Genomic DNA, 21,882 nt, shown 5'->3' with positions numbered 1-21,882 from the left:
AAAGAACTTGAAGATGGTATTCAAACGAATGTAACTATCCCAACAGGAACAAAAGCAGGTGATACCATCACTGTATCTGTAACCGATCCAAACGGTAAGACAGTTGAAATTCCACATACCGTGACAGAAGATGATATCAAAAATGGTTCAGTAGATATTACGATTCCGAAAGACAACGTGCCAACAGATGGTGATTACACCATTACAGCTAAAGTGACTGATCCTGCAGGTAATACAAGTGCAACCAGCGAACCGAAAAAAGTCACAGTAGACACAGGCATCCCAGGCGATGTTGATAACAACGGTGAAGCAAGTAATGGTGACACTGATAACAACACTAAAGATGGCGCACCAATCGTAACCATCACAGATGGTAACGGTGACGAGTATATCAATGCGAAAGAACTTGAAGATGGTGTTACAACAAAAGTCACTATCCCTGCAAATACCGAAGTGGGCGATGAAATTACATTAACGGTAACCGATCCAGAAGGTAATAAGTCAGAAGTTACGCATAAAGTAACTAAAGATGATATTGATAATGGCTCAGCGGAAGTTACTATTCCTAAAGATAAGGTACCGAGTGAAGGTGATTATACAGTAACAGCGAAAGTGACCGATCCAGCAGGTAACAGCAGTGCGGAAAGTACCCCAGCAGGATTTACTGTGGACAAAACTGCACCAGCAACACCAACAGTGACAGCGAATGATGATGGCTCAATGACCATTACACCGCCAGCAGATAAAGATACCAAAACGGTTGAAATTACTTATACAGACGAAGATGGTAACGAGCATCCTGCAACATTAACGAAGGGTGATGATGGTAAATGGAAATCAGATAATCCAGATGTTGTTGTCAATGAAGACACAGGTGTTGCAACTATTGCCAAAGATAAAGTAAAAGATGGTTCAACTGTGACTGCAAAAGCAAAAGATAATGCAGGTAACACAGGTGATGATGCTTCAGCAGAAGCAAAACCAAATAGTGATGAACTAAGTGGTAAACCTGAGCTTACTATTGCTGAAGCGGACGATGGTAAAGTGACGGCGACTGAATTAAATGATGGTATCCAAACGGAAGTGAAATTACAGACCAATTCTAAAGCCGGGGATGTAGTTACATTAACCATCACAAATCCAGATAACACAACGAAAACCATTGAGCATACTGTAACTGAAGATGAAGCAACTGCAGGTAAAGTAGCCGTTACTATTCCTAAAGAAAATGTAACAACAGATGGTTCTTATAGCGTCTCAGTAAGTCAATCACGTGATGGTAATGCAACAGAAGGTAATAAAGAAACCTTTACTGTTGATGCTCGTGTACCTGGCGATACAAATGGCGATGGTGAAACTGATGATGCAGGTAAACCAGTTGTACATATTGAGGATAATGATGATGAAATCATCAATGCTTCTGACTTAAACGGTGAAGGTAAAGCCACAGCGACTATTACATTCCCTGAAAATGCAGGCTACAGCGCAGGTGATACGTTAACTGTCACTTATCCAGATGGACAAACTGAAGATATCGTATTAACTGAAGCTCAAATTAAGGATGGCGTAAAAGTGACATTCACTCCGCTTGCCGCGGGTGAAAGCAATGAAGTGAAAGCTATCGTTAAAGATCCACAAGGTAATAGCTCGAAAGAAGGAATCGATACAGCTAAGACTGAGGAGGCCGAAGTTCCACCAACGAAAATTGTGGTGGAAGTGAAGGATGATTTCACTGATGAATATAAAGGTGCAAAAACTCGTTCCGAAGGAACTGAAGCAAATGGTCTATTATCAGGAAATGGTGGCTTAGATAACTATGAAGGTGTAGTTGGTGCTAATGGTAAAACCATTGATGCAAGTGATGCGACGAAATTACAAGCAATCAAAACACTTGCAGATGGTTTAACAAATGATGCAACCCCAACTGTCACTTTCACGTTGGATAATAAAATTACTTCTGCACAAAATATGGTGATTTACCGCGAAACCGTAACAAAAGATGGTGACGTCTTCAATAAAGAAGTACTCACCGATAAATTTACGGTAAGTGCGGATGGTAAAACATACTCTTTCACTGATGCATTGCCAGAAACCTTTGGTACTCAATATCGCTATACTGCAGAAGTACAAAATCAAGCAACGAAGGCAGTAGAACTCACGACTCGTCAAGATATTTATTTAGATACTCAAGTTGAATCGATGGAAGTGACTGCGATGGCAAACAATAAAGAGGGTAACTTAACGTCTATTACGTTCAGCATTACAGATCGTTCAGAAGTGGATGCGGATGTTAAGATTAGCTACCCGAATACTGCAGGTACAACATCAACCACTACAGCAGTGAATAATGGAGATGGCACTTACACCGTTAATTTTGCTGACAACTTTAACCGCTATTCAACTGACGGTATGCAAGTCACAGTGATTGATGCAGCAGGTAATATTGCTTCAACGAAAACCATGTATATTCGTAACCTATTTAGCAATATGAATACTGAAATGGGGCCAGATCCATCGCAAGCACGTAAATTTAACGTTGGGTTAATTACAGATATTATTAACCGTCAAGCAACGAATGAAAATGGCTTGAAATTCACGGATGATAATGATCACCTCGTGGTTGGTTTAGATGAATATGCACGTAGCTCGGGTGTAAATGGTAACATGGCGTCCATGGTTGGTGGCGGAGAATTGAATGTGGATACCGGTGCGGGTGATGACCATATTCAATTACGTGGCAATTTACAGTCATGGCGAGGTGGCTCGTTAAAAATGGGTGAAGGTAACGATAAACTGACCTTCGATACAGCAGAAATTGCAACTGGAGGCCAATATAATATTGACTTTGGTAATGGTAACGACCGCTTAGTGATTAATGGTGCGGTTAATACCCAAACAACGATGAATGTCTCCTTTGGTGAAGGTAATGACAGTATGTATGTGAAGAGCAACCTTGATGGCTCAGGCAGCGGACGTTATGACTTTGGCAACGGCGACAATAGCCTAGAAGTGGGTGGTTATGTCACAAAATCACAAACATTCCTCTTCGGTAATGGGTCAGATTCATTCGTAGTTGCAGGACACGTTGACTATGCGACAGTAAGCATGGGTGCAGGTAACGACGTGTTTAAAGTAGGTAGTAACTTACGTCATGGTGCAAACGTTAATATGGGGGAAGGCGACGATGTACTCGTAGCTGGCGGTATTAATAATGCTCTTGACGCTCAAACAGTCACTGTTGATATGGCTGAGGGTAATGATACTGCAACATTTACCAGCATTAATGGTGGTAAAGTTGACATGGGTACGGGCGATGACGTATTAAATATCTCTACCCTTTCAGGTGGTACAATTAATCTTGGTGCAGGCGATGATATTGTTAACTTCAGTGATCGTGTAACTGGTGGTACAGTTGATGGTGGCGAAGGTAATGATATTGCCGTATTAAAAGAAGTCGGTCATAGCTATGAAATGTCTAACTTCAAAAATGTTGAAATCTTTGATTTAACAGCAGATGGTCGTCAAGACATTAACATTAGATTATCAGACTTACAACAAGATGGTGATACGCTTGCGAAGGTCTACATCCGTGGTACATCATTAGATACTGTCGATTTAGGTAATAACAATAACTATGACGATACAGCACAAAACTTGAAAGATACCTCTAAAGGTATCGCAGGTTCAAATGTGGGTACATGGGCGAAAGGAGCCGAAGAGACTGTAGATGGTGTTACCTATGATGTGTATTCTTACACCAGCGGTAATACAGGTACGATTACGACTGAATTAGTTTATATTGAACAAGGTATTCAAGTAATCTAACTTATCTAAGATCGTTATAATCAAACACCCCTCTATGAGGGGTGTTTTTTTATGTAATAAAATGAACCTAATTCACATAATTATGTATGTGCCTCTTACCGTTATTTCTTTGAACAAACGGCACCTTATATGCAAGCCATGGCGCGCCAAATTCGGTTACATCCATCAGTCGCTTAAGGTAGAATAGTGTTTTTCTATTTTACTTTTTGATTTATATGAATCCTTGGACATTACTTGCTATCTCTATTTGCCTTGAAATCGTGGCAACGAATTTATTAAAAGTCAGCGATGGCTTTACCAAACTTTTACCTACAATTGGCTCATTAACCTTGTATGCCATTTCGTTTTATTTTGTCTCCCTTGTATTCCGTACCCTTTCCGTGGGGTTGGTTTACGCCATTTGGTCGGGTGTTGGCATTGTTTTGACGGCCATTGTGGCGTATTTCGCTTTTGGTCAGAAAATTGATACTGCTGGGCTGATTGGTATGGCATTGATTATCAGCGGTGTTTTAGTGATTAACTTGTTTTCTCAAACAGGACATTAATCCTCCAAATGAAATGTGATCACGCTCACAAATTTTATTTTTCTTCAAAATAAAATTATGTTGGTAATCAATTCATCGCTATAATTCTCCCGCATTTTTAACCGCACTTTGTGCACTTTAAAGGAAATTTTATGAAAAAATTACTTTGCTCATTATTTGCGCTTTCTGCTGTGAGTACAGCAATGGCACAAGAAGTAAATATTAAAATATTGGGTACCTCTGATATTCACGGTCGCGTTGTACCTTGGAGCTATGGCGCAGACGTAGATGACAAATCTGGTTCTTATGCGCAAATCGCAACTTATGTGAAAGATGTGCGTAAAAACAACAAAAACGTGGTGTTAGTGGATGTGGGCGATGCGATCCAAGATAACCAAGTCGATGTGTTCGCAAAAGATAAAAAATATTACAAAGATCACCCAATTCCAAAAGTATTAAACGAAATGAAATACGATGTTTTCGTACTTGGTAACCACGAGTTTAATTTTGGGATGGAAGCATTAGATGAAATCTTAAAAGACATCAAAGCAAAAAAATTAACCGCAAACTTCTATTATAAGAAAAACGACAAACGTTATATTGATGCGACAACCATCATTGAAAAAGATGGCGTGAAACTAGGGATTATCGGTTTAAGTACCCCAATGTCAGCAAAATTTGAAGAAGACACAGGCAACTTAAAAGACATGAAATTTACTTCACCAACTGAAGAAGCACGTACACAAGTTGAGAAGTTAAAGGCGAAAGGTGTTGATGCAATTATTGTGATTGCTCACATGGGTATCGACAATGAAAACAAGATTCCAGACACCGGTATGCGTGATGTGATCAATGCAGTAGACGGCATTGATGTCGTTATCGCGGGTCACATGCACAAAGATGTACCAAGTGAAACCATTAAAAATACCCTTATCACTGAACCACACCGTTACGGTACCGTAGTATCTGAAGTGGATCTCACTTTTGATATCAACGATAAAAAAGAAGTGAAATTGGTGAAGAAAGAATCCAAAACCGTTCCAGTTAAAGCACTTGAAGCAGATAAGAAAATTGCGGAAATCTATAAACCTTACCACGAGAAATTACGTGAATTAAACAACGTGGTGATTGGTCAAACCGAAAACGAAATGGTGCCACAAGAGACTAAACACGGTGTATCAGCGGCATTCTCAAAAGATACCGGTTTATCTTCATTCATTAATGATGTTGAACAACATTACAGTGGTGCAGATGTGGTGACTTTCTCTTTTGACCACCAAAAAGCACGCATGAATAAAGGCGATATCAAGAAAAAAGACATCATCTTTAACTATCGTTATGCGGGCGGTGATGTCACCGTTTATGAACTGACCGGTAAACAATTGAAAGAATATATGGAATGGTCAGCTAACTACTTCGATACCATCCAACCAAGTGACACTGAATACCGTTACAATGCGGAACGTAAAAAATCAAAATATGTGACTTACGACATTTTTGGTGGCGTAAATTACAAAATTGACTTACGTAATCCACAAGGCAGCAAAATCGTTGATTTAACCCTTGCTGACGGTAAACCGGTAACGGATGATATGAAATTAAAAGTGGGTATGAACTCATATCGTTTCGCTCAGTTAAACGGTAAAGGTGGGATTTGGGAAGGCCAACAAATTCCGGTACTTTGGGAATCTAAAGTGGCAATGGGCCGTGAAAAAGGCACGATCCAAAATATGATGATCGATTACATCACCAACGTGAAGAAAGGCAAAATCGATGGTCAATCTCACAACCGTTGGGAAATCATTGGATTAAACTAATCGGTCTTTTTAAAATACGATAAAAAACAACCGCACTTTGAGGCAATTGAATCAAGTGCGGTTATTTTTTTCTTTGTTTTCAGCTAAAACTTGTAAATAATCAAGGTAAAATTGAGCTCAACGTAGTAAACTACAAGCACTTTGATCCTTTAGGAGATGACAAATGAAACCTTATTTAATCGCCCCTTCTATCCTTTCTGCAGATCTTGCTCGCCTTGGTGATGATGTGCAAAACGTATTGAATGCTGGTGCGGATGTCATTCATTTTGATGTAATGGATAATCACTATGTGCCGAATTTAACCTTTGGCCCAGCGGTGTGTAAAGCTTTACGTGATTATGGTATTAAAGCACCGATTGACGTGCATTTGATGGTGAAACCGGTCGATCGTATTATTCCTGATTTTGCCAAAGCCGGTGCGGATTACATTACCTTTCATCCTGAAGCCAGTGAACATATTGACCGCTCTTTACAGCTCATTCGTGATCACGGCTGTAAAGCGGGTTTAGTGTTTAATCCTGCGACACCATTAAGTTATTTGGATTATGTATTAGATAAAGTGGATGTGATTTTGTTAATGTCCGTGAATCCAGGATTTGGTGGACAATCTTTTTTACCTTCAACATTGAAAAAATTACAACAGGCACGTCATCTGATTGATGAAAGCGGTTTAGATATCCGTTTAGAAGTTGATGGTGGGGTAAAAGTGGATAATATTGCAGAAATCGCCGCAGCGGGTGCAGATATGTTTGTGGCAGGCTCAGCGATTTTTGGTAAACCAGATTATAAACAAATCATTGATCAAATGCGTACGCAATTAGCGTCTGTAAAATAAAAGGTAGTAGTAATGAAGACTCAATTTAAAGTTATCGGTTTTGATTTAGATGGTACGCTTGTGAATAGCTTGCCGGATTTAGCATTATCCGTGAATTCAGCATTAGCGGATTTTGGTTTTGCCCCTGCATCAGAAGCACAGGTTTTAACTTGGATCGGTAATGGCGCACCTGTATTAATTGCACGTGCTTTAAAATGGACTGAAGAGCAAACGGGTAAAACATTCTCTGAGGCTGAAATCGAGCAAGTGAAAGAGCGCTTTAATGTGCATTATGCTGAAAATCTTTGCAATGTGAGTCGTTTATATCCAAATGTAAAAGAAACATTGGAAACCTTAAAGGCTCGCGGTTATACCTTAGCCGTGGTAACGAACAAACCAACTCGTCACGTTCAGCCGGTATTAGCCGCATTTGGTATCGATCATTTATTCAGTGAAATGCTTGGTGGACAATCATTACCCGCGATTAAACCACATCCAGGCCCATTGTATTATTTATGTGGTAAATTCGGTGTAGAGCCTCGCCAAGTGTTGTTTGTTGGTGACTCTCGAAATGACATTCTCGCTGCACATTCAGCAGGTTGCCCGGTTGTGGGATTAACTTACGGATACAACTACAACATCCCAATTGCAGAATCAAATCCAGATTGGGTGTTTGATGACTTTGTGAAGTTATTAGAGATTCTTTAATTTATTACATTATCCATGTTTATTTTATAAAAATAAAGCAAGCACAAGGCTTGCTTTATTAATTTTAGATTAAAACTAATTATTGTTTTTGAGCGCCGAATACCCCAAGGTAAGAGGCTTTTTCATTTACATAGCTACCAGCTAACTCACTAGCGTTATTTCCGTAGAAACGACCGACAGCTTCTGTACCTTCAGCAGTTTTACCGTGGAATTGGTTACCATCAATTTTTGCAGAAAGTTTAACCTCGTTGATATTGCCAAATGCTTTTCCATCATCTGGAGTAATAGAACCTTCAAATGATTTATCAGCAAAATTTACATTAAATTTTGCGTTACTTAAGCGATACGTATCAATAGCTGAATCACTATCTGCATAACCGTGTACACCTTGTCCAACATAGGTAGCGTTACCGCTAGTTGGCATGTCGGTTGTAGGATTGATACCGTAAGAGACTAAGTAATAATTATTTAAGCCATCCTCTGTAATTAATCCCCAACGTACATTTTTATATAATGAACCGTTAACTATGCGGGTAATATTGTTTGCCGTGATTTTGAGAACCTTTCCATTCCCCATTCCGGCAGGAATTATATCAATACTTTTACCTTCAACATCTAGCACATAAAGATCTGGATTACCAGAAATGGATGCGGTGTGAATAGTTCCACCTTTTTTAGGTATGACGAAACTAGCATGTTTATCTGTGAGTGCTCGATTAGTATTACCACTTTGAGTATTAGGGGTTGATGGTTGAGCCACATTTTCAGTTGGAGTAGATTGGCTTGATGCTGTCTGATTGTTTGTAGATGTAGTAGTACTTGGTTGCTGAGTCGTATTATTGGCAGTAGTACTTGGTTGCTGAGTCGTATTATTGGCAGTAGTACTTGGTTGCTGAGTCGTGTTATTGGCAGTAGTATTTGGTTGCTGAGTTGTATTATTGGTAGTAGTACTTGGTTGCTGAGTTGTATTATTGGTAGTAGTACTTGGTTGCTGAGTCGTATTATTGGCAAGTAGTACTTGGTTGCTGAGTCGTATTATTAGCAGTAGTACTTGGCTGACTTTGCTTAGTCTGATTGGTTGAAGCTGAAACATCTGGGGCATCACTACCACCGCCGCTGCTACCACACGCAGATAATACTAAAACGGCTAATGCTGTAGTACCAAATTTTAAAACATGATTTAAAGAAAACATACTAATATTCCTTATTGAAAAAGTAGACATAAAATACCTTCAGAGGTATCAGACTGGACTGTATCATTAGAAATTTAATTTGTCTATAAGTTAGTTAATTTTATAAGGTTAAGTGTTTTAATTTAAAAGTAAATTACAATACTTATATTTTGTTAAACCTCCCACCAAATCAACGCCCATTTGCGTTGTCCGTGCTTTATCGGTTCATTATGTATTTGTTTTTGTTGATAGAATTGGGCTAAATCTTGTTTTTCTTTTTCGGTGAGATTGCCGAGAGAAAACGCCACGGAGTTTAATAAATCCTCAAAGGTTTCACCTTGGAAATAGCCCGACTCCGTTTCAATAAAACTCACATTGGCGTGAATGCCTTTTTGGTAAAGGCGATTAACTAAATAAATATAAGTTGGGAAGCCTACATCATCACGGCCAATAGCTTCAAATACGCCTTCATCGAGAAAATGGCGTTGTGTCACCGAGGTTAAAAAGACCCGCTTTTTTGCCTTACTTTGCAGCTTTTCAATCATGTCATCCAAATCATCGACAAGCGTCGAGCGAGAGGCGAGAATTACATCCGCTTGAGGTACATCATCCCAGTTATCTGACCATGATTTATGTAGAAGCGTAATATTATTCAGTTGATGCTTTTCTTTATATTGTTGCACCATCTCTAACATGCCTTGGCTGTAATCGAGGGCATACACAGCTTGGCATTGTTGGGCTAAAGGAATCACAAACGTGCCGGGGCCACAGCCGATATCTAATACAGTTTCATTGGGTTGCACATTCATGGCTTTAAGTAAGATCTCGTTATAACGGCTTGGTTTGCCCACTAAGTTCTCAGCCATTTTAGAGGCTTTTTTATCCCATTTTGTCGGTGGAAGATTATAGTGATTACAGGCTTTTAGATGTTGTTGATAGAGATCGTTGAAATTGATGTCATTGATGATCATAGTGACGCCCCAAAGTGCGGTTAGTTTTAGGATTGTTTTAAATTGCTTGATGATTATATGCTTTCTCCCATTGAAAATCATTTTAAAATGATTGACGCAAACGTTTTCGTTTTGGTGTTTTTCCTTTATAATAGCCTGCGATTTTCATCTCAAACACAACTCAAAGGTACCCGTATGTTTCAAACTTTTCGTGGCTCACCCGCCCTTTCTGAATTTCGTATCCAAGGCTTAATGCAAAAATTCCAACAAAATCAATTACCGGTAAAATCGGTTTATGCGGAATATTTGCATTTTGTGGAATTAAATCGACCGCTTGTTAGCGAGCAGGAAGCTAAGTTAAAAGCATTGTTACATTACGGCCCAACCTTGGCTGAACACGACGCCAAAGGAGAAACTTTTATCGTGATTCCACGCGTTGGCACGATTTCTTCTTGGTCTTCTAAAGCGACCGATATTGCGCATAACTGTGGTTTAAGTGAAGTGGAGCGTATTGAGCGTGGTTTGGCGTATTATTTTGAGTTAAGCCAACCGCTTGATGAAAAAACAACTGAAAAATTGACCGCACTTTTACACGATCGAATGATGGAAACCGTGGTGCGTCGTCCTGAAGATGCAGAGATCTTATTCCGTCATCAAGATCCGAAACCGTTCAAAACGGTGGATATTTTAAAAGGTGGACGCGAAGCTTTGGTGACAGCCAACGTAGAATTAGGTTTGGCACTGGCAGAAGATGAAATTGATTATTTGGTGGAAAACTTCACCCAATTAGGGCGCAATCCACACGATATTGAACTTTATATGTTCGCACAAGCCAACTCTGAACACTGCCGCCATAAAATCTTTAATGCCGATTGGATTATTGATGGCAAAAAACAGGATAAATCCCTGTTTAAAATGATTAAGAATACCTTTGAGAAAACCCCTGATTTCGTGCTTTCAGCCTATAAAGATAATGCTGCAGTAATGGAAGGCTCAAAAGTCGGCCGTTTCTTTGCGGATCAAGATGGGCAATATCGTTACCACAATGAAGATGCGCATATCTTAATGAAAGTGGAAACCCATAATCACCCGACCGCAATTTCGCCATTCCCGGGTGCCGCAACTGGTTCGGGCGGTGAGATTCGTGATGAGGGGGCAACAGGTCGTGGTGCAAAACCAAAAGCAGGTTTAACCGGTTTCTCCGTATCAAACCTTATCATTCCAAACTTTGAACAACCTTGGGAAAATCCGCTTTCTAAACCAAACCGTATTGCTTCAGCCTTAGATATTATGATTGAAGGCCCATTAGGTGGCGCAGCATTTAACAACGAGTTCGGTCGCCCTGCGTTATTAGGTTATTTCCGTACCTATGAAGAGAAAGTCAACAGCTTCAACGGCGAAGAAGTGCGTGGTTATCACAAGCCGATTATGTTAGCGGGTGGTATCGGCAATATTCGTGGCGAACATGTTCAAAAAGGCGAAATCCCCGTTGGTGCGAAATTGATCGTATTAGGTGGCCCAGCCATGAATATCGGCTTAGGTGGTGGCGCTTCTTCTTCCATGGACAGCGGGAAATCAAAAGAAGATTTAGATTTTGCTTCTGTTCAACGTGAAAACCCAGAAATGGAACGCCGTTGCCAAGAGGTGATTGACCGTTGCTGGCAATTAGGCGATGAAAACCCAATTCTCTTTATCCATGACGTGGGGGCGGGTGGTTTATCCAACGCAATGCCTGAATTGGTACACGATGGCGAACGTGGCGGTAAATTTGATTTACGCTCTATCCTTTGCGATGAAAAAGGCATGTCACCATTGGAAATTTGGTGTAACGAATCGCAAGAACGTTATGTATTAGCGGTTGCACCAGAAAAACTCGAATTATTTACCGCACTTTGTGAACGTGAGCGTGCACCGTTTGCGGTCATTGGCGAGGCAACGGAAGAGAAACATTTAACCTTACACGATAGTCATTTCGATAATAACCCAATTGATTTACCGATGAATGTGTTATTAGGCAAAACGCCGAAAATGACGCGTGAGGTTTCGTTAAAAACTGTCGAAAATCGACCGCTTGCAACGGAAAATATTCAATTAAAAGAAGCCTTCCATCGCGTATTACGCTTACCGGTGGTGGCAGAAAAAACCTTCTTAATTACCATTGGCGACCGTTCGGTAACTGGTATGGTGGCACGTGATCAAATGGTCGGCCCATGGCAAATCCCCGTGTCTGATGTGGCTGTCACAACCGCTTCATTAGACAGCTATCATGGTGAAGCCATGGCAATGGGCGAACGTGCACCCGTGGCATTATTAGACTTTGGCGCTTCTGCACGTTTAGCGGTGGCTGAATCCATTACCAACATTGCGGGCACCAATATTGGCGATATTAAACGTATCAAACTGTCTGCAAACTGGATGTCTGCAGCGGGCCATGGCGGTGAAGATGCCGGCTTATATGAAGCGGTTAAAGCAGTCGGTGAAGAGCTTTGTCCTGCATTAGGCATTACCATTCCAGTGGGTAAAGACTCTATGTCGATGAAAACCACTTGGGAAGAAAATGGCGAGAAAAAATCAGTAACAGCGCCGCTTTCTTTAGTGATTTCATCTTTTGCGCGCGTGGAAGATGTCCGCAAAACCGTGACACCTCAATTACGTACAGACAAAGGCGCAAGCCGTTTATTGTTGATTGATTTAGGCGAAAGAAAAAATCGCTTAGGCGCGACCGCACTTGCGCAAGTGTATAAACAATTAGGTGATAAACCTGCCGATGTGGTGAATGTAGCCAAACTGAAAAACTTCTTCGATGCAATGCAATCATTAGTAGCAGAACGTAAATTATTGGCTTACCACGACCGTTCAGACGGTGGTTTAATTACCACGATTGCAGAAATGGCATTTACGGGTAACTGTGGCGTGGATGTGGATATTTCAGCCTTAGGCGACAATGATTTAGCCGTGTTATTCAATGAAGAATTAGGTGCGGTGATCCAAGTCTCTGAAAACGAATTAAGCGCCGTGCGTGAGGTATTAAAAGCCCATGACTTGCTTGGCTTAACTTATGAACTCGGTTCTGTTAGCTTAGAAGATCGTTTTGAAATCACACGTGGCAGCAAAAAACTATTAAGCGAAAAACGCTCTGAATTACGCAGTATTTGGGCAGAACTCACTCACCAAATGCAACGCTTACGCGATAATCCAGAATGTGCTGACCAAGAATTTGAAGCGAAAAAAGCCACAGACAACAAAGGATTATCAGCTTACTTAACTTATGACGTGAATGAAGATATTGCTGCGCCTTACATCAGCAAAGGCGTGAAACCAAAAGTGGCAGTATTACGTGAACAAGGCGTGAATAGTCATGTTGAAATGGCAGCAGCTTTTGATCGTGCAGGCTTTGCCGCGATTGATGTTCACATGAGCGATTTAATGACAGGTCGTTACAACTTAAACGAATTCAATACGATGGTGGCCTGTGGTGGTTTCTCTTACGGTGACGTATTGGGCGCAGGTGGCGGCTGGGCGAAATCCATTTTATTCAACCCACAATTACGCGATCAATTCAGCCAATTCTTCGCCAATGAAAACACCCTTTCATTAGGCGTATGTAACGGCTGTCAATTTATCTCCACCCTGGCAGAAATCATCCCAGGTGCGGAAAATTGGCCACGTTTCGTGCGTAATAAATCAGAACGTTTTGAAGCACGTGCTGCGATGGTGAAAATCAACGACACCAACTCATTGTGGTTTAAAGGCATGGCAGGTTCCCATATGCCGATTGCGGTTTCTCATGGTGAAGGACGCGTAGAATTTAAAACACCTGAGAATTTGATCGCACTTCAAGCGCAAAACTTGATTGTGGCACAATATATCGACAGTCATTTAAACGTGACTGAAACCTATCCAGCTAACCCGAATGGCTCAGCATTAGGTATTACTGCCATTTCTAACGTCGATGGTCGTATTGCCGCGATGATGCCACACCCAGAACGTGTATTCCGTGCGGTGAGCAACTCATGGTACCCAGAAGATTGGTCTGAAGATGGTGCTTGGATGCGAATTTTTAGAAATGCGAGAGTGAATTTCAAATAATGTGAAATTGATCACGGAAAATTAATTAAAAATAAGAGATACTAAGCAATTGGTATCTCTTTTTTATTGCATAAATTTTAGTAATAAAAAATACCAACAATATTAGAGAGTAATATTGTTAATGTTTATATAAAAATTCTTGGGCATTATGCCCGTTATATCCATTGAACTATATGAGGAGTTCTTAATGAGTAGTTTAGTTACATTGCTAGCTAATATTGTTGCGCCATTGCAACGTCAATTTATTAACTTTATCCGCATTGCGATTTGTGTGGTGATGGTTTGGATTGGAGGTTTAAAAGTTTGCCAATATGAGGCCGATGGTATTGCACACTTTGTGTCAAATAGTCCTTTCTTAAGCTTCCTTTACAAAAATGGAGCGAACATGGTAGAAAATGATAAGGGTGTTTTAGTAAAAGAATATACCTTATACAAAAACCCTGAAGGCAAAATGGTCGCAAAAAATATTGAATGGCATAAAGCTAATGGCACCTATACTGCATCTTATATTATTGGTGCGATGATCGTGACCATTGGTATTTTAGTATTAGCGGGAATTTGGTCTCCAACGCTCGGTTTATTTGGAGGCTTGCTCACCTTTGGCATGTCGATAGTCACACTGTCGTTCCTGATATTTACGCCAGAAACCTGGGTGCCGAATTTAGGAGGGGACTTCCCAACACCTAATTATGGCTTCCCATATCTCTCAGGTGCCGGCCGACTCGTGATTAAAGATATTATTATGATGGCAGGCGGCTTAGTTGCTGCAGCAGAATGTGCGAAACGCTATTTAGAGAATAAAAAACAATTTGCTTAATTTTTTTATTTTAAAAGGCTTGCTGGGATAAAAGGCAAGCCTTTTTGTTACTATAAATATAGAAAGAAACTTAATAACAGAGAAGAGATTAATAGTATTTATAAGGTAATTGTCGTGATAATTTCTCCAGATCTTGTACTCAGTGTCATAACTGATGCATAGTATCTAAGATGATTGAGCTGAATATAGCGATTAAATAGTAATTTTTATGAATGCGAGTGTTGAATTTTAACGATATATGTTTTTGTATAAAATAATAGAGGTTATTTTATGTCTATAAAGGAAATTATTATTAAAGCTTTAGTAGCATCAGCTTTTAGTGCAATAGGGTTCTTTGGTGGTAGATATTTTGAGCAGAAAGACAAGCAACAAGTATTTGTAGAGCAAATATATAAGGGATTATATGATAAAAACTCTGAAGTGTTTAATAAGATACAAGATGCTTACTCGAATTATCATCAAATACTATCAGAAAAATATGGATTAACTTCTTATCAACTTAAAGAACCAACTGAAAAGTTTAAAGATGCAATAAATGATTATTCTAAATATTTTGGGGAGCTGGAACGTTTTGGTAATTCAGGTCAAATAGAGGTTGCCAAGAGCTTATATAATTGGCTAACACATATTTATTCAGAATACGAAATGCAATATTCTGTATCGGAAATGTATCAACGTAACATAAGTAACTTATTATACAGTTCCTCAGATTTAGATGATGAAGAATTAAAAAAGCAATTAAAATTATTAGATGTGGAATTAGATAGGTTAATTCAGAGTGAAAATAGGATGTATTATGAAGTTAGTTTATATGAGTATCCGATGGTTAAAGGATTAGAGCAATATTTAAACTACCAGTTTCGTGATGCGATAGGGCTAGGAATAACAAAGAATATAGAGGAATCTATAAATAATTTATCAAAAATGAAATCCTCTAAAAAAGCAAATGAGTATGTAGAGAGTGATTTACCTTTCGGACTTGCAAGAAGTAGGAGATATTCATCTCCTACGATTAAATTTGAAGGTGATTTATCAAATTTAAAGATTATAGAAGAATTAATAAAAGAAGAGATCAGGGGAAAGTTTATAATTCAAGTAATAGAAAATGATGAAAATCTAAAAAAATTATTAGAGACTAGAAAGAAACAAAACAAAAAGTGAAGCCTTATAGTAGTTACGTAGATATCTTTCATAGATAGACATTCAGAATAAGAAAAAGCGGCCAAAAATCATAACGAATTTTGACCGCTCTTTTTATTACTTTTGCTTATGTATTATTTTTGTTTTTTCAAAAATTCAACGCCTGTATCTGGGAAGTCGGTGAATACACCGGTTGCACCAGATTTATTCAATAACGCATCGTACATTTGATTTACATCAGTGAAGAATTCAGGTAACGCATCTTTACGCACAGTGTATGGGTGTAATTCCACTTTGTATTGTGCGAGTTCTTTCACTAATGGGGTGTACACGATGTTGCCTGGTTTAGATTTTTCTTTATCCACTAACATGTACCAGCCTGGACCAACGCCGTCAGCATATTTCACGACTTCAGCCATTGCACCTGGTTTGAACATCCAATCGTAATCGTAGTTCACCCATTTGCCTTTCGCATCTTTTTCTTCAGTTTCATGCCAATCGGTGTATGCCACTAATTGAACAAGTTTTAAATCCATACCCATTTTTGGTAGCAATTCGTTTTTAATACGTTTTAACTCATTGAAGTCGAAGGTTTGTAAGTAAACCATGTCAGATTTCTTGTCATAACCGTATTTTTTCAACACTTTAAGGGTTTCAACTGCAATGTCTTTGCCGTTTTGGTGGTGGAACCAAGGCGCTTTGATTTCAGGATAGATACCCACTTTTTTACCAGTCGATTTTTCTAAACCTTGGATGAATTCGATTTCATCTTCAAAAGTGTGAATTCTGAAATGTGATTTCCAAAGTGGGAAACGTCCTGGGTAAACTTGAGTTTGTTTGCCATCTTTAGTTTCAAAGTTTTCAGTCATATTTAAACTTTGAATTTCTTTTAAGGTGAAGTCGATTACATAGTAACGACCATCTTTACGATGACGATTTGGGAATTTTTGCGCAACGTCAGTTAAACCGTCTAAGAAGTGGTCATGGATAACCACTAAACGACCATCTTTTGTCATCGCTAAGTCTTGTTCTAAGTAGTCTGCATGTTGTGCGAATGCAAGCGCTTTAGACTCAAGTGTATGCTCTGGTAAGTAACCACTTGCACCACGGTGAGCAATGATAATTTTGTCTGATTTCATCGTGTCCACAGAAGAGTGTGCGCTACATCCTGCAAGTACGCCTGCAGCTAATAAAGAAAGCGCTAAAGTTTTGAGTTTCATAAGCATTTCTCCTTGAAAGTGCGGTTAAAAATTCAGTTGTTTTTTTGTAATAAAAAAGGCGACAAGCCTTCGCCTGTCGCCTTTAACTTATAGATTATTTACCGTAGGTATCGCCTAATTTCGCTTTGTGTTTGCCTTCTTCAACCATTACTATGAAGAGTAATAACACCGCTAAGACACCACCACCGATCATGACGTAGAAACCGCCGTCCCAGCCATAGTGTTGTGCTGCCCAACCGATAACAGCTGACGCTGATACAGTACCACCTAAGTAACCGAATAAACCGGTGAAACCTGCTGCTGTACCTGCTGCTTTTTTCGGTGCAAGCTCAAGCGCGTGTAAGCCGATTAACATTACAGGACCGTAGATTAAGAAGCCGATTAAGGTCATTAAGATGAAGTCAGTTAATTGATATGGGTTTTCATACCAAGCTGCATAGTTTGCAAGCTCTGCTTCAGGTGTAGCTGGGTTCATCCAGTATGCCACTACAGCTGCTGTAGTTAAGATCATGAAGATGAAACCGGTTAAACCACGTTTACCTTTGAAGACTTTATCTGATACCCAACCACATAATAATGTACCTGGAACCGCTGCTAATTCATAGATTGTGTAGGCCCATGCAGTACCTTTTATGTTGAAATGTTTTATTTCACTTAAGTAAACCGGAGACCATTTTAATACGCCATAGCGAATTAAATATACAAATACGTTAGCCAGTGCGATGTACCATAACAATTTGTTTTTCAATACATAAGTGACAAAGATTTCTTTTGTACTTAAATCGTTTTCGTAAGTTTTTTCGTTATAGTCATCAGGATAGTCATTACGCCATTTCTCGATTGATGGTAAACCACAAGATTGTGGTGTATCACGCATGACAAAATAAACGGGAATAGCACAGATCATTGCAGCAATACCCGGATAGTAGAGCGATTGTTGCCAAATGTCTTTTGCCTGAGCCTCGATGCCATGAGTACTGAAGAAGATAGCACTTGCTAATAGCACCATTGCACCTGGCATCATGCCACCGATGTTATGCGCGGTATTCCAGATAGATACGATAGTACCGCGTTCTGATTTAGACCACCAGTGTACCATGGTACGACCACATGGAGGCCAACCCATACCTTGGAACCAACCATTTAAGAAGATCATTACCCACATGATGGCAATGCCTGAGGTTGCCCATGGGAATAAACCCATCATGGTCATACAAAGACCAGAAAGCAATAAACCAAATGGTAAGAATACGCGAGGGTTCGAACGGTCAGACATGCCTGCCATGACGAATTTAGATAAACCGTAGGCAAGACCGGCTGCTGAGCCGATAACACCGAGTTCCGCTTTTGAGTACAAGCCGGCTTGAATTAAACCAGGTTGTGCTAAGTCAAAGTTTGCACGCACAAAATAGTAAGCGGCATAACCAAAGAAGATCCCTGCAAACACTTGCCAACGTAAGCGTTTATACGTGGAATCAATTTTCTCCGCTGGAAGTTCCGCAATATGCGGTGCGGGTTTAAATGGTCCAAACATTATTTTTTCTCCAGTTTGTCTTAATTATAAGTTCCCGATCTTTATATCAGGGAAGGGTGAATGATAAAAGAAAAATAAAAATTGAAAAGAAAAATAATTTAAAAATGTGATGTATTTCACAAATTTTATTTTCAAAAAAATGAGCGAATTCGAAAATAATGTGATCTTATTCACAAAATAGTTTTCTTTTTCGCTCAAAGCATTGTTAATTTTACTACACTTTCATACAATAACCTTAGACTTAATGTCTGTTTGTTTATTTTCCTTTTTTATTCATTTTGGGCTGGAGGGAAACAATGGGATTATCACCTAATATGTATCGCGATGTGGGCGATTTTTCACCTATCTCGACGGATGTGATTATCATTGGTGGTGGTGCGACGGGGGCGGGTATTGCTCGTGACTGCGCATTGCGTGGAATTAACTGTATTTTATTAGAGCGTCGTGATATTGCGACAGGTGCAACAGGTCGTAACCACGGTTTGTTACATAGTGGGGCGCGTTATGCGGTAAACGATCAGGAATCAGCAGAAGAATGTATTAAAGAAAATAAAATTCTGCGCAATATCGCTCGTCACTGTGTGGATGAAACGGAAGGTTTATTTATCACCTTACCTGAGGATTCTCTGGATTATCAAAAAACTTTCATTGAAAGTTGTACTAAATCCGGTATTGAAGCTGTCGCCATTGATCCTAAACTTGCCCAGATTATGGAACCATCAGTGAACCCCGATTTAGTGGGTGCTGTTGTTGTGCCAGATGGTTCAATCGATCCTTTCCGTTTAACAGCTTCTAACGTGATGGATGCCATTGAGAATGGTGCAAAAATGTTTACCTATTGCGAAGTGAAAAATTTAATTCGCGAGGGGGGCAAAGTGATCGGGGTAGATGTTTACGATCACAAAAATCGTGTAAATCGCAAATTCTTTGCGCCATTAGTCGTCAATGCAGGTGGTATTTGGGGACAAGGCATCGCAGAATATGCGGATCTTAAAATCAAAATGTTTCCAGCCAAAGGCGCATTACTTGTCATGGGGCACCGCATCAACAAAATGGTCATTAACCGTTGTCGTAAACCGGCGGATGCGGACATTCTTGTGCCGGGTGATACCATTTGCGTTATCGGTACAACCTCTAGTCGTATTCCTTACGATCAAATCGACAATATGGAAGTCACCCCAGAAGAAGTGGATATTCTTTTCCGTGAAGGGGAAAAACTCGCACCAAGCTTGCGTCATACTCGTGTATTACGTGCTTATGCTGGTGTACGCCCGTTAGTAGCGTCTGATGATGACCCATCTGGTCGTAACGTGAGTCGTGGTATCGTGTTACTTGACCACGCAGAGCGTGATGGCTTAGACGGCTTTATCACGATTACTGGTGGTAAATTAATGACTTATCGCTTAATGGCTGAATGGGCAACGGATCTTGTTTGTAAAAAGCTCAATAAAACAGCACGTTGTACAACAGCTGAGCGTCCATTACCGGGTTCAACCGAAAGCCGTGCAGAAACCAATCAGAAAGTCATTTCTCTTCCAAGTACAATTCGTTATTCAGCGGTGTATCGTCATGGTTCTCGTGCCACTCGCTTATTAGATAAAGAACGTCTCGATCGTTCAATGGTATGTGAATGTGAAGCCGTGACAGCAGGTGAAGTACGTTATGCCGTGGATGAATTAAATGTCAATAACTTAGTGGACTTACGTCGCCGTACTCGTGTTGGGATGGGGACTTGCCAAGCTGAGCTTTGCGCATGCCGTGCAGCAGGTTTAATGAACCGCTTCAATGTGGCAACGCCTCGCCAATCTACCACACAATTAACCTCTTTCATGGAAGAGCGTTGGCGTGGTATTGAACCTATTGCATGGGGCGAAGCGATTCGTGAAGCCGAATTTACTTCATGGATGTATGGCAGTGTGTTGGGCTTAAATGATGTTCAACCGCTTGAAACTGACAAACAGCAAGGGACGGATAGCAATGAATTTTGATGTAGTGATTATTGGTGGTGGCCTTGCAGGTTTAACTTGCGGCATCGCCCTACAAGAACAAGGCAAACGTTGTGTCATTATTAATAACGGTCAAGCGGCGATTGATTTTGCATCTGGCTCCTTGGATTTATTAAGCCGTTTACCAAATGGCGCGTTTGTTAAAAATATTCCTGAAAATTTGACCGCACTTTCCGCTCAATTACCACAACACCCTTATAGCATTATGGGAGCTGAACGCGTATTAGCGAAAGCGCAAGATTTCGAAAAATTAGCGGAATCGTTAAATTTAGATTTAATTGGCTCAAGTGCAGAAAATCATCTTCGCGTAACGGGTTTAGGTAGCTTACGTGGTGCATGGCTTTCACCAAATAGTGTGCCAACCGTACAAGGCGACACACCATTTCCGTATAAAAAAATTGCGGTTTTAGGCATTGAAGGCTATCACGATTTCCAACCAGAATTATTGGCGGATAACCTTACACTTAATCCACAATTTGCCCATTGTGAAGTGAAAACGGGCTTTTTAAATATTCCTGAACTGGATCAGTTACGTGCAAATTCGCGCGAATTCCGCAGTGTAAATATTGCACAAGTTTTAGAATATAAATTGAAATTTGATGATCTTGTGGCTGAAATGAAAGAAGCAGCGAAAGACACAGAAGCGATTTTCTTGCCAGCTTGTTTCGGCCTAGAAAATCAAGAGTTTATGGAATCACTTCGCAAAGCAACTGGCTTGCCATTATTTGAATTACCAACTTTACCGCCTTCTTTATTAGGTATGCGCCAACGTATTCAATTACGCCATCGTTTTGAGAAATTAGGCGGACTTATGATGAATGGTGATAGTGCATTAAAAGCACATTTTCATGGTAACAAAGTTCGCGCCATTCAAACTCGCTTGCACGAAGAGGAAGAAATCACGGCAGAGCATTTCGTATTAGCGTCAGGCAGCTTCTTCAGTAAAGGTTTAGTCTCTGAATTCGATAAAATCTACGAGCCCGTATTTCATTCTGATATCCTCGGTGTGGAAGGCTTTAAAGATACCGATCGTTTTACTTGGACTGATCATCGTTTCTCTAATCCGCAACCATACCAGTCTGCGGGCGTGGCGATTAACGCACAATGCCAAGTACAAAAGAGCGGTCAATTTTTAACGAATTTATATGCAGTGGGTAATGTGATTGGTGGTTTCAATGCGTTAGAGCTCGGTTGTGGTTCAGGCGTGGCAGTGGTAACAGCGCTTGCTGTTGCGGATGAAATTCTTCACAACACACATTAAGGAGG

14 protein-coding genes are annotated in these 21,882 nt (G+C 40.1%); 10 read left to right on the top strand and 4 right to left on the bottom strand.

Translation table 11 applies throughout. The features are described from left to right. From ACXVWP_RS04750 to ACXVWP_RS04730, 5 genes are all read left to right on the top strand, one after another. On the top strand, positions 1-3,825 hold a 3,825-nt coding region (locus tag ACXVWP_RS04750), incomplete at its 5' end, for an Ig-like domain-containing protein (protein WP_458473275.1). 215 nt (positions 3,826-4,040) lie between these two features. Next, positions 4,041-4,370, top strand: a complete 330-nt coding sequence (locus ACXVWP_RS04745) for a DMT family transporter (protein WP_014064309.1) — start codon at positions 4,041-4,043, stop codon at positions 4,368-4,370. Between the two features lie 131 nt (positions 4,371-4,501). Beyond that, positions 4,502-6,166, top strand: coding sequence for a bifunctional metallophosphatase/5'-nucleotidase (locus ACXVWP_RS04740; protein ID WP_289902507.1), 1,665 nt, complete (start codon positions 4,502-4,504; stop codon positions 6,164-6,166). A 163-nt stretch (positions 6,167-6,329) separates the two neighbouring features. Beyond that, entirely contained in the window at positions 6,330-7,001 is a 672-nt protein-coding gene (rpe, locus tag ACXVWP_RS04735; RefSeq protein WP_289902506.1) for a ribulose-phosphate 3-epimerase, read from the top strand. A 12-nt stretch (positions 7,002-7,013) separates the two neighbouring features. Further along, complete coding sequence (locus ACXVWP_RS04730) at positions 7,014-7,688, top strand: phosphoglycolate phosphatase (protein WP_126469826.1); 675 nt, start codon at positions 7,014-7,016, stop codon at positions 7,686-7,688. A gap of 79 nt (positions 7,689-7,767) precedes the next feature. Here ACXVWP_RS04730 and ACXVWP_RS04725 read toward each other — a convergent pair whose 3' ends face one another. Together ACXVWP_RS04725 and ACXVWP_RS04720 are read right to left on the bottom strand one after the other, a co-directional pair. Beyond that, complete coding sequence (locus tag ACXVWP_RS04725) at positions 7,768-8,790, bottom strand: transferrin-binding protein-like solute binding protein (protein ID WP_458473277.1); 1,023 nt, start codon at positions 8,788-8,790, stop codon at positions 7,768-7,770. A gap of 243 nt (positions 8,791-9,033) precedes the next feature. After that, positions 9,034-9,831 (bottom strand): SAM-dependent methyltransferase, encoded by a 798-nt coding sequence (locus ACXVWP_RS04720; RefSeq protein ID WP_289902504.1) that lies wholly within the window; start codon positions 9,829-9,831, stop codon positions 9,034-9,036. Between the two features lie 174 nt (positions 9,832-10,005). Between ACXVWP_RS04720 and purL the strand changes: the two genes are divergently transcribed. From purL to ACXVWP_RS04705, 3 genes are all read left to right on the top strand, one after another. Beyond that, entirely contained in the window at positions 10,006-13,899 is a 3,894-nt protein-coding gene (purL, locus tag ACXVWP_RS04715; RefSeq protein ID WP_458473273.1) for a phosphoribosylformylglycinamidine synthase, read from the top strand. Between the two features lie 187 nt (positions 13,900-14,086). Then, complete coding sequence (locus ACXVWP_RS04710; protein ID WP_005639071.1) at positions 14,087-14,716, top strand: YkgB family protein; 630 nt, start codon at positions 14,087-14,089, stop codon at positions 14,714-14,716. Between the two features lie 270 nt (positions 14,717-14,986). Then, positions 14,987-15,877, top strand: a complete 891-nt coding sequence (locus tag ACXVWP_RS04705; RefSeq protein ID WP_289902502.1) for a hypothetical protein — start codon at positions 14,987-14,989, stop codon at positions 15,875-15,877. A gap of 113 nt (positions 15,878-15,990) precedes the next feature. On the opposite strand, the gene glpQ is transcribed toward ACXVWP_RS04705, so the two are convergent. Then, positions 15,991-17,076 carry a glycerophosphodiester phosphodiesterase gene (gene glpQ / locus ACXVWP_RS04700; protein ID WP_289902501.1) on the bottom strand — a complete coding sequence of 362 codons (1,086 nt, stop codon included), beginning with the start codon at positions 17,074-17,076 and terminating at the stop codon, positions 15,991-15,993. Positions 17,077-17,170: 94 nt separating this feature from the next. After that, positions 17,171-18,610, bottom strand: a complete 1,440-nt coding sequence (gene glpT / locus ACXVWP_RS04695) for a glycerol-3-phosphate transporter (protein WP_289902500.1) — start codon at positions 18,608-18,610, stop codon at positions 17,171-17,173. 296 nt (positions 18,611-18,906) lie between these two features. On the opposite strand from glpT, the gene glpA reads away from it, so the two are divergent. Together glpA and glpB are read left to right on the top strand one after the other, a co-directional pair. Next, complete coding sequence (gene glpA, locus ACXVWP_RS04690; protein ID WP_289902499.1) at positions 18,907-20,598, top strand: anaerobic glycerol-3-phosphate dehydrogenase subunit A; 1,692 nt, start codon at positions 18,907-18,909, stop codon at positions 20,596-20,598. Continuing rightward, entirely contained in the window at positions 20,588-21,877 is a 1,290-nt protein-coding gene (glpB, locus tag ACXVWP_RS04685) for a glycerol-3-phosphate dehydrogenase subunit GlpB (protein ID WP_289902498.1), read from the top strand. Before glpA ends, glpB begins: the two co-directional genes overlap by 11 nt. The last annotated feature ends 5 nt before the right edge of the window (positions 21,878-21,882 follow it).

This window comes from Haemophilus sp. SZY H56 (assembly GCF_054332415.1).
Note: the sequence above shows the minus strand (reverse complement) of the source record. Positions and strands in the feature narration are given on the sequence as shown.